This window comes from Reyranella sp. (assembly GCF_050185545.1).
GTDB lineage: Bacteria > Pseudomonadota > Alphaproteobacteria > Reyranellales > Reyranellaceae > Reyranella.
Genome location: NZ_JBFWZI010000093.1, coordinates 20,310 through 28,247, shown reverse-complemented (window position 1 = coordinate 28,247; position 7,938 = coordinate 20,310). Strand labels below are relative to the sequence as shown.

The window sequence follows — 7,938 nt, the reverse complement described above, 5'->3', positions numbered from 1 at the left end:
CTCTTCTGGACCGCGGGCGTCTCGCCCGCTCTTCATCATGAGCGGGCGGGACGCCCGCGGTCCAACAAGACCCATGACCCCTCCGTCGCCGTAAGACGGCGACACCTCCCCAGCAGAGCTGGGGAGGAGCTTCTCCTACCGCTTGTTCTTGACCGGCAGCTTGAGCTCGTCGGCGGGGATCTCGCGCACCAGCTCGAGCAGGTCGGTATTGTCGGGTGGGTTCTGCTTCATGCGCCAGTGGTACATGACCTGCAGCGCCTGGTGGTCCTCCTTGCGGAAGGTCATGGTGCCCTTGGGCGTCTCGAAACTCATGCCCTCCATGGCGGCAATCAGCTTCTCGGTGTCGGTCGACTTGGCTTTCTTGACCGCCGCGACGATGGCAAGCGCCGCGCTCATGCCGCCTGCGACGAAGAAATCGGGCGGCGCGCCGTTGTTGCGCTTCTTGTACTCGGCGACCAGCCAGTCATTGACCGGGTTCTTGGGGAAGCCCCAATAGTAGTAGATCGCGCCTTCGAGGCCGGGGAACTGCTTCCAGCCGGCCATCACCGGCAGGATGTTGCCGCCCGGCGCGATCTCGATGCCGTAGCGCTCGGGCTTGAGGTCCATCAGCTTGGGCAGCGGATGGGCGCCCGCCCACACCACGACGACGATCTTGCGGCCGGGCTTGTCCTTCAGCGCGTCGAAGATGCGCTGTGCCGGCGCGGTGAAGTCGGTGGTCGCCTGCGGCGCGTACTCCTCGTGCACGATCTTGGCCTTGGAGCCGACGTCCTTCAGGGCCTGCTTGAGCGAGGCCACGCCGTCCTTGCCGAAGGCGTAGTCCTGCGCCAGCGTGGCGATGTTGATATTCTCGTCCTTGAGCGTGGCCGCGCCGGCCAGCGCGTCCTGCGACGAATTGCGCGCGGTGCGGAAGATGTAGCGGTTCCACTTCTCGCCGGTGATCTGATCGGCGACGGCGGGCTCGACGATCAGCAGCTTCTTGTATTCCTCGGCGACCGGCAGCATGGCGAGCGCGGCGGCCGACGAGGTCGTGCCGACGGCGATGTCGACCTTGTCGTCGCCGTAGGCCTGCTCGAGGGCGGCCTTGGCGAGGTCGGGCTTGAGCTGGTCGTCCTTGGTGATGACCTGGATCTTGCGGCCGTCGATCTCCATCTTGCCCTGCGTGGCGTACTCGAGGCCGAGCATGAAGCCGGCCTCGGTCTGCCGGGCATAGGCTTCGAGCGGCCCGGTCTTGCCGTAGATGAAGGCGATCTTGATCGGCGGCTGCTGCGCCGCGGCGGGCCCGGCCAGCAACAAGCCGGCAAGGACGACGAACGAACGACGGAACATGAGGGGCTCCTCCTGCAATGGCGCCCTTCTAGTCATTGATCGCCGGCTACACCATAGTGCCGAACAGCGCAGGCACGGGGCAATAATCATCGCTTCCTAGGAGAAATCCGGAAAGTCGTCGCTGGGGCGGTGCGCACGGCGGCGGAGCAAATTCCACCAAGGTGGCGCGTCGCCGTCGATCGCGGAAAGGATCGCGTCACTGGAGTGGCATGCCCTCACCGACGCCGGCCGTCTACGCCGGCCCGCCGTCGGCGCCGACGACTCGGTGCCCACCTTCATGGCGCCCATCTCGGGCCCATCGCCTTCTCGGCCCCGTCGACGGTCCGGCTCTTCAATCGATGATGGCGGCCTGAACCATCGTTCTGAACTGGTTGCGAAGCGCGATGCGATCGGGGTCGCTCACCTGCACCATGTAGATGGCCGTGAGCTGTTCCTTCGGATCGATCCAGAACAGCGTGCCGGCATTGCCGGCCCAGCCATACTCGCCGACCGAGCCGGGCAGCGCGGAGTCGCCGGTCCGGGTGCGGACCTCGAAACCAAGACCGAAGCCAAGCCCCGGCGGCCTGCCCGGCCGCGTCCCGACGTGATCGGCCGTCATGAAGGCCAGCGTCTGCTTGCCAAGCAATCGCTTGCCGGCAAGCTCGCCGTGGTTGGCCAGCATGGTGGCGAAGCGGAGATAGTCGTCCATCGTCGAGGTGAGGCCACCGCCGCCCGATTGGTAGCGGGCGCCGTCGTTGACGGCGAAGCGCGGCGTCATCCGCTGCCCGTTGGGCCGCGGCCCCGGCTGGGCGGCGCGCGCAAGCTTGTCGGCCGGCACCTGGAAGCCGGTATCGACCATGCCCAGCGACTGGAAGACGCGGGCCGACAAGGCCTCGCCGAGCGTCTTGCCGTCGATCACCTCGACCAGGCGCCCCAGCACGTCGGTCGACACGCCATACTCCCAGCGTGCGCCCGGCGAAAATTTCAGCGCCAGGCCGGACAGCGCCGTCACGAGCTCCTGGTTGTTCCTGGCGCGATCGCCGATCCTGGCGCCGATATAGGCCTGGTTGATCAGACCGACGCCACGCGAGCCGTAGATGAGGCCCGAGGTGTGGCGCAGCAGGTCCTGCACCGTCATCGGCCGTTCAGGGTCGCTGAGCTGCAGCGCCGGCCGGCCGTCGGGACCGACCTTCTCCGTGCCGACTTTCATCTTGCCGATCTCGGGCAGGAACTTCGTCACCGGATCGCCGACCTGCAGCCTGCCCTCCTCGACCATCTGCATGACGGCGACGCTGACGATCGGCTTGGTCATGGAGTAGATGCGGAAGATCGCATCGGGCTTCATCGCATCGCCTGAAGCCACGTCGCGCTTGCCGAGCGTCGACACCCACGCGATCTTGCCGCGCCGCGCCACCAGCATGACGGCGCCCGGCACCAGGCCGGAGTCGACATGCGCCTGCGTCACCGCCTCGAGCCGTTTCAGCTGCGCGGAGGAAAGCCCGACATCCTCGGGCTTCGCCGCCACCGGCAGCACGCCGCTCTCGGCGTTGGCGGCGGATGCAATCGTCAACAGGCCCAAGGCAATGGCGATCTGTTTCATGTCGTTTTCTCCCGAGGTTGGCCGATGATATCCTTTTGGATTCGCGCGTCGCCACAGCGGTCTCACGTGCCTTATGGTACTCGACACCATATGTGTCCGTACGCCCTCATGACGAAGTGAAAGCCGAGCTGCTCTTTCACCAACGTATCGACTGCGACGACGGCGCGATTTTCGAGATGGTCATCTGGAGAGTTCCGAAGCCGGTGCCACCGTCGAGCCATGGCCTCAAATATTCGCTGTTCTACGGCCGGCCAGGAGTACGCGAAGTCGGGTACGATAACGAGCGCGGCAAGGGCGATCACCGGCACCATCTCGGCTCGGAGACGATTTACCGCTTCACGACACCGAACGATTGATGACGGGGCAAGGCGGGTGTGCGCGCCGACTACGATGCGATCGAGATGCGGGTTTCGATTTGATGGCGCGCCCGCCTACACCCGCCCCTCGAGCACGGTGCGGTGGCGCTGGAACAGCTCGACCAGCGCGTCCATGACCGCGCGCACCCGCGGCAGGGCCCTGAGATCGCGATGGACCAGAAGCCACTGCTCGCTGGAGATCTCGGGAAGCACGCCGCCGATGCGGTGCAGGGCGCCGTCCTGGTCGCCGAGATAGCAGGGGAGCACGGCAAGGCCTGCTCCGACGCGCACCGCGTCGTGCAGCACCAGCCAGTTGTTGACCCGGATCTCGGGCCGGCGGCCGAGCTGCTCGTGCAGCCAGTGCTGACCCGGCATGTAGCTGTGGTCGTCGTCGAAGCCGATCCACGGCTGGTCGACGAGCGCCGGCATGCGGGCGTGCTCGAGGGCGAGCTTGCGCGCCGCGTAGATCGCGTAGCCGACACGGCAGAGCTTGCGGGCGACGATGCCGGCGAGCTCCGGTACCCGCTCGCGGATCAGCAGATCGGCTTCGCGCCGCGACAGGTTGGCGAGCGTGTGGCTTGCGACCACCTCGAACTCGATGTGCTGAAGCCGGGCACGCAGCCACGGCAGGTGGCGCGCCACCAGCACGGCCATCGCCTCGCCGGCCGACATCCGCACCACGCCGCTTACCGTGTCGCTCAAGCCTGCGCTGCGACGCTGAATCGACAACGCCGCCTTTTCCATCGCCTCGGTGTCGGCCAGCAATTCCTCGCCGGCCGAGGTCGGCACGAAGCGGTCGGGCAAGCGGTCGAACAGGCGCGCACCGATCTGCTGCTCGAGCGCCTGCACGCGGCGCGCTACGGTGGGATGGCTGACGCCCAGCGACCTGGCGGCCGTGCTGAGCGTGCCGTCGCGCGCCAGGGTGAGGAAAACCCGGAGATCGTCCCAGTTCGCGTTCATGTACAGAAATGTACAGCGGCTCTTCCAAATTGTTGACTGACGAAAACATATGTTCTGCTTAGACTCATTCTCATGCACATCGAACCCCGCCTCTTCGCCTTCACCAAGGGCGTCCGCGTGCGCATCGCCGGCGCCGTCGGCATCGGCCTGCTCGCAGTCGGGCTCGGCATCGCCCGGCTGGGCCTGCTCGGCTGGCTGATCGGCCAGGTCTTCGCCGGCCGGCCGCTCGCCGAGCTGGTGCCGTGGATCGTTGCGATTGCCCTCGTCATGGTGCTGCGCGGCATGGCCGAGCACTGGCGCGCCGTGGTCGCCCACGAGACGGCGGCGCGCGTCCAGAAGCGGCTGCGCCGGATCCTCTACGATCGCATCGCTGCGCTCGGGCCGGGCACGGTCGGCCGCCAGCGCTCGGGCGGTCTCACGCTGTCGATGATCGACGGCGTCGAGCAGCTGGAAACCTACTTCGGCCAGTTTCTGCCGCAGTTCATGATCGCGCTGCTCTCGCCCCTGCTGATCTTTGCCGTGGTGGCCTTCGTCGACCTGCCGGTGGCGGCGGTGATGCTGGGGTTCGCCCTGGTGGCGCTGCTCGCGCCGGCGCTGTGGCACAAGTGGGATGTCAAGAACTCGCAGCGCCGGCAGAAGGCCTATTCTTCGTTCGCCGCCGAGTTCCTCGATTCGATCCAGGGCCTCGCCACGCTGAAGGCATTCGGGCAGGGCAAGACGCGCGCCGACAAGCTCGAGGTCGAGGCGCGCGATCTGTTCCGCCGCACCATGTGGGTGCTGGCGACCAACTCGCTGGCGCGCGGCATCACCGACACCTCGATCGCCTGCGGTGCCGCGGCGGCCCTGCTCTACGGGGCGTCGCGCGTCGAGTCCGGCGCGATGTCGCTTTCCGCCCTGCTGATCATTTTGATGTTGGGTGTAGAGATCTTCCGGCCGATGCGCGAGCTCCGCAGCGTGCTGCACCAGGGCATGGTCGGCCTGTCGGCGGCGCAGGGCATCTACCGCATCCTCGACGACAAGCCGATGGTGGCCGACGCGCCGCCGGCGCGGCTCGACAGGAGTCTGGCGCCGACCATCGCGTTCGAGGACGTCCGCTTCGCCTATCCCGGCACGCGCCGCACGGTGCATGACGGCCTCAGTTTCCGCGCCGAGGCCGGCGAGCGGCTCGGCCTGGTCGGGCCGTCGGGCGGCGGCAAGTCGTCGATCGTGCGCCTGCTGCTGCGCTTCTACGATCCCGAGCGCGGCCGCATCCTGCTGGGCGGCCACGATCTGCGCACCCTGCCCTTCGCCGAGATCCGGTCGCTGATCTCGGTCGTCAACCAGGACACCTTCCTGTTCCACGGCACGGTGGAAGAGAATATCAGGCTCGGCCGGCCCGATGCCACGCAGGAGGAGCTCGTCGAGGCGGCACGCGCCGCCAACATCCACGACTTCATCCTCGGCCTGCCGCAAGGCTACGGCACGACGATCGGCGAGAAGGGCATAAAGCTCTCGGGCGGCCAGCGCCAGCGCGTCGCCATCGCCCGCGCCTTGCTGCGCGACACGCCGATCCTGGTGCTCGACGAGGCGCTGAGCGCGGTCGACGCCGAGAACGAGGCGGTGATCCAGGAAGCGCTCGATCGCCTGATGCAGGGTCGCACCACGCTGATCCTCGCCCATCGCCTGTCGAGCGTGATCGACTGCGACCGCATCCTGGTGCTGGACGGCGGCCGCGTCGCCGAGCAGGGCCGCCACGAGGCGCTGATGGCGCGCGGCGGCGTCTACGCCGCTCTGATGGCCGACCAGGCGCGCGAGCAGCAGCGCGGCGACGCTGCCGACACGTTCGATACGCCGGCGCGCGCCGAGTCCGTCGCCGACACGCCGGGCGGTGCGGTCAAGGTCGTGACCGAAGGCATCATCAAGGCCGACGGCCTAACCTGGTACCAGGTCGTCGCGTCGCTGATGAAGGTGATCCTGCCGTGGAAAGGCAAGCTCACGGCCACCTTCCTGTTCGGCGTGCTGCGCGTCATCACCTTCATCGGCGTGGGGGCGCTGTCGGCGCTGGTCATTCTCGCGCTCAAGAACCACGAGCCCTACGCCGGCTACGCCATTGCGCTCGCCATCGTGGCGCCGCTGTCGGGCGTGCTGCACTGGCTGGAATCGTGGATGGCGCACGACATGGCGTTCCGCCTGCTGGCGGAAATGCGCATCGACGCCTTCCGCAAGCTCGATGCGCTGGCTCCCGCCTATCTCGTGCGCCGCCGCACCGGCGACCTGATGGCGCTGGCCACACACGACGTCGAGCTGGTCGAGTACTTCTTCGCCCACACCGTGGCGCCGGCTTTCGTCGCCATCCTGGTGCCGGCGGTCGTCGTCGCCGTGCTGGCGTGGGCCAGCGGCTGGCTGGCGCTGGCGCTGCTGCCGTTCCTGCTGGCGGTCGGGCTCAGCCCCTTCCTGATGCGCAAGCGCGTCGACCGGCTGGGCAGCGAGGCGCGCGAAGCGGCGGGCGAACTCGGCGCCTTCGCCGTCGATTCGGTGCAGGGCTTGGGCGAGATCGTGGCCTTCCAGCAGGAGGCCAGCCGCGGGGCGCGACTCGACGAGCTGTCGCAGCGCCAGATTTCACTGCGCCTGCCGTTCTTCAGCGAGCTGACGCGCCAGCACGCGGTGCTCGAGGTGATGACCGGCCTGGGGGGCCTCGCCGTGGTCGTGACCGGCGCCGCCCTGTCGGCGCGGGGTGCAATCGATCCAGGCCTGCTGCCGCTGCTCACCATCCTCGCCATGGCGGCTTTCCTGCCGGTGTCGGAGATCGCCCAGATCGGCCGCCAGCTTGCCGACACGCTGGGCGCGACCCGGCGCATCTACGCGCTGGCCAACGAGCCGATCCCGGTGCGCGACGGCCGCGGCGTGCCGCCGCGCGCCGGCGCCGCGGCGCTTGCCCTGGAGAACGTCGACTTCGCCTACCCCGGCCAGGCGCGGCGCGCACTCAGCGGCGTCAGCTTCGCGATCCCCGCGGGAAAGACCGTGGCGCTGGTCGGTACCTCGGGCGCCGGCAAGACCACGACCGCGCAACTGCTGATGCGCTTCTGGGATCCCGATGCCGGTCGCATCACCCTGAACGGCGCCGACCTGCGCGACTACAAGCTCGACGATCTGCGCCGCCTGGTCGCGCTGGTCGCCCAGGACACCTACCTGTTCAACGACACGCTGCGCGCCAACATCCTGATCGCCCGCCCCGAGGCGACGGAAGCCGAGCTGCAGGCGGCGATCCGGCATGCGTCGCTTTCCGAGCTGGTGGCGGCCCTGCCCGACGGCCTCGATTCGCCGGTCGGCGAGCGCGGCACCAGCCTGTCGGGCGGCCAGCGCCAGCGCGTCGCCATCGCCCGCGCCTTCCTGAAGGATGCGCCGATCCTGGTGCTCGACGAGGCGACCTCGCATCTCGACGCGGTGAACGAGCAGGCGGTGCGCCGCGCCCTCGACCTGCTGCAGGCCGACCGCACCACCATCGTCATCGCCCACCGCCTGTCGACGGTGCGCGACGCCGACCTCATCGTCGTGCTCGATGCCGGCCGTGTCGCCGAGACCGGCACGCACGCCTCCCTGCTGGCGCGCGGCGGCCTCTACGCCCGCCTGGTGTCACGCCAGCTCGCCTCGGTCTATGCTCCGGCGGCGTCGTGAGTCGGGACGGAGGAGTCATCGCTGGGAGCGCGCCACTCCTGTGGCGCTCATGGGATGTGTAAT

The 7,938-nt window shown here is 68.4% G+C and carries 5 protein-coding genes; 2 read left to right on the top strand and 3 right to left on the bottom strand.

Features of this window, described 5'->3' with window-relative positions; genetic code table 11:
* Positions 1 to 135: 135 nt before the first annotated feature.
* Complete coding sequence (locus tag AB7O82_RS22445; protein ID WP_428538598.1) at positions 136 to 1,326, bottom strand: substrate-binding domain-containing protein; 1,191 nt, start codon at positions 1,324 to 1,326, stop codon at positions 136 to 138.
* A 331-nt stretch (positions 1,327 to 1,657) separates the two neighbouring features.
* Positions 1,658 to 2,905, bottom strand: coding sequence for a serine hydrolase domain-containing protein (locus AB7O82_RS22440; RefSeq protein WP_428538596.1), 1,248 nt, complete (start codon positions 2,903 to 2,905; stop codon positions 1,658 to 1,660).
* Positions 2,906 to 3,021: 116 nt separating this feature from the next.
* On the opposite strand from AB7O82_RS22440, the gene AB7O82_RS22435 reads away from it, so the two are divergent.
* Positions 3,022 to 3,261, top strand: coding sequence for a toxin-antitoxin system TumE family protein (locus AB7O82_RS22435; RefSeq protein ID WP_428538594.1), 240 nt, complete (start codon positions 3,022 to 3,024; stop codon positions 3,259 to 3,261).
* A 75-nt stretch (positions 3,262 to 3,336) separates the two neighbouring features.
* On the opposite strand, the gene AB7O82_RS22430 is transcribed toward AB7O82_RS22435, so the two are convergent.
* Complete coding sequence (locus AB7O82_RS22430; protein ID WP_428538592.1) at positions 3,337 to 4,221, bottom strand: LysR family transcriptional regulator; 885 nt, start codon at positions 4,219 to 4,221, stop codon at positions 3,337 to 3,339.
* A gap of 72 nt (positions 4,222 to 4,293) precedes the next feature.
* On the opposite strand from AB7O82_RS22430, the gene AB7O82_RS22425 reads away from it, so the two are divergent.
* A complete protein-coding gene (locus tag AB7O82_RS22425; protein ID WP_428538590.1) occupies positions 4,294 to 7,875 on the top strand; it encodes an ABC transporter ATP-binding protein in 3,582 nt (1,193 codons plus the stop codon).
* Positions 7,876 to 7,938 lie beyond the last annotated feature (63 nt).

Bases quoted from the DNA above. Each gene is read 5' to 3' on its own strand.
- AB7O82_RS22430 (WP_428538592.1), bottom strand. From the start codon at position 4,221: ATGAACGCGAACTGGGACGATCTCCGGGTTTTCCTCACCCTGGCGCGC.
- AB7O82_RS22425 (WP_428538590.1), top strand. From the start codon at position 4,294: ATGCACATCGAACCCCGCCTCTTCGCCTTCACCAAGGGCGTCCGCGTG.
- AB7O82_RS22445 (WP_428538598.1), bottom strand. From the start codon at position 1,326: ATGTTCCGTCGTTCGTTCGTCGTCCTTGCCGGCTTGTTGCTGGCCGGG.
- AB7O82_RS22440 (WP_428538596.1), bottom strand. From the start codon at position 2,905: ATGAAACAGATCGCCATTGCCTTGGGCCTGTTGACGATTGCATCCGCC.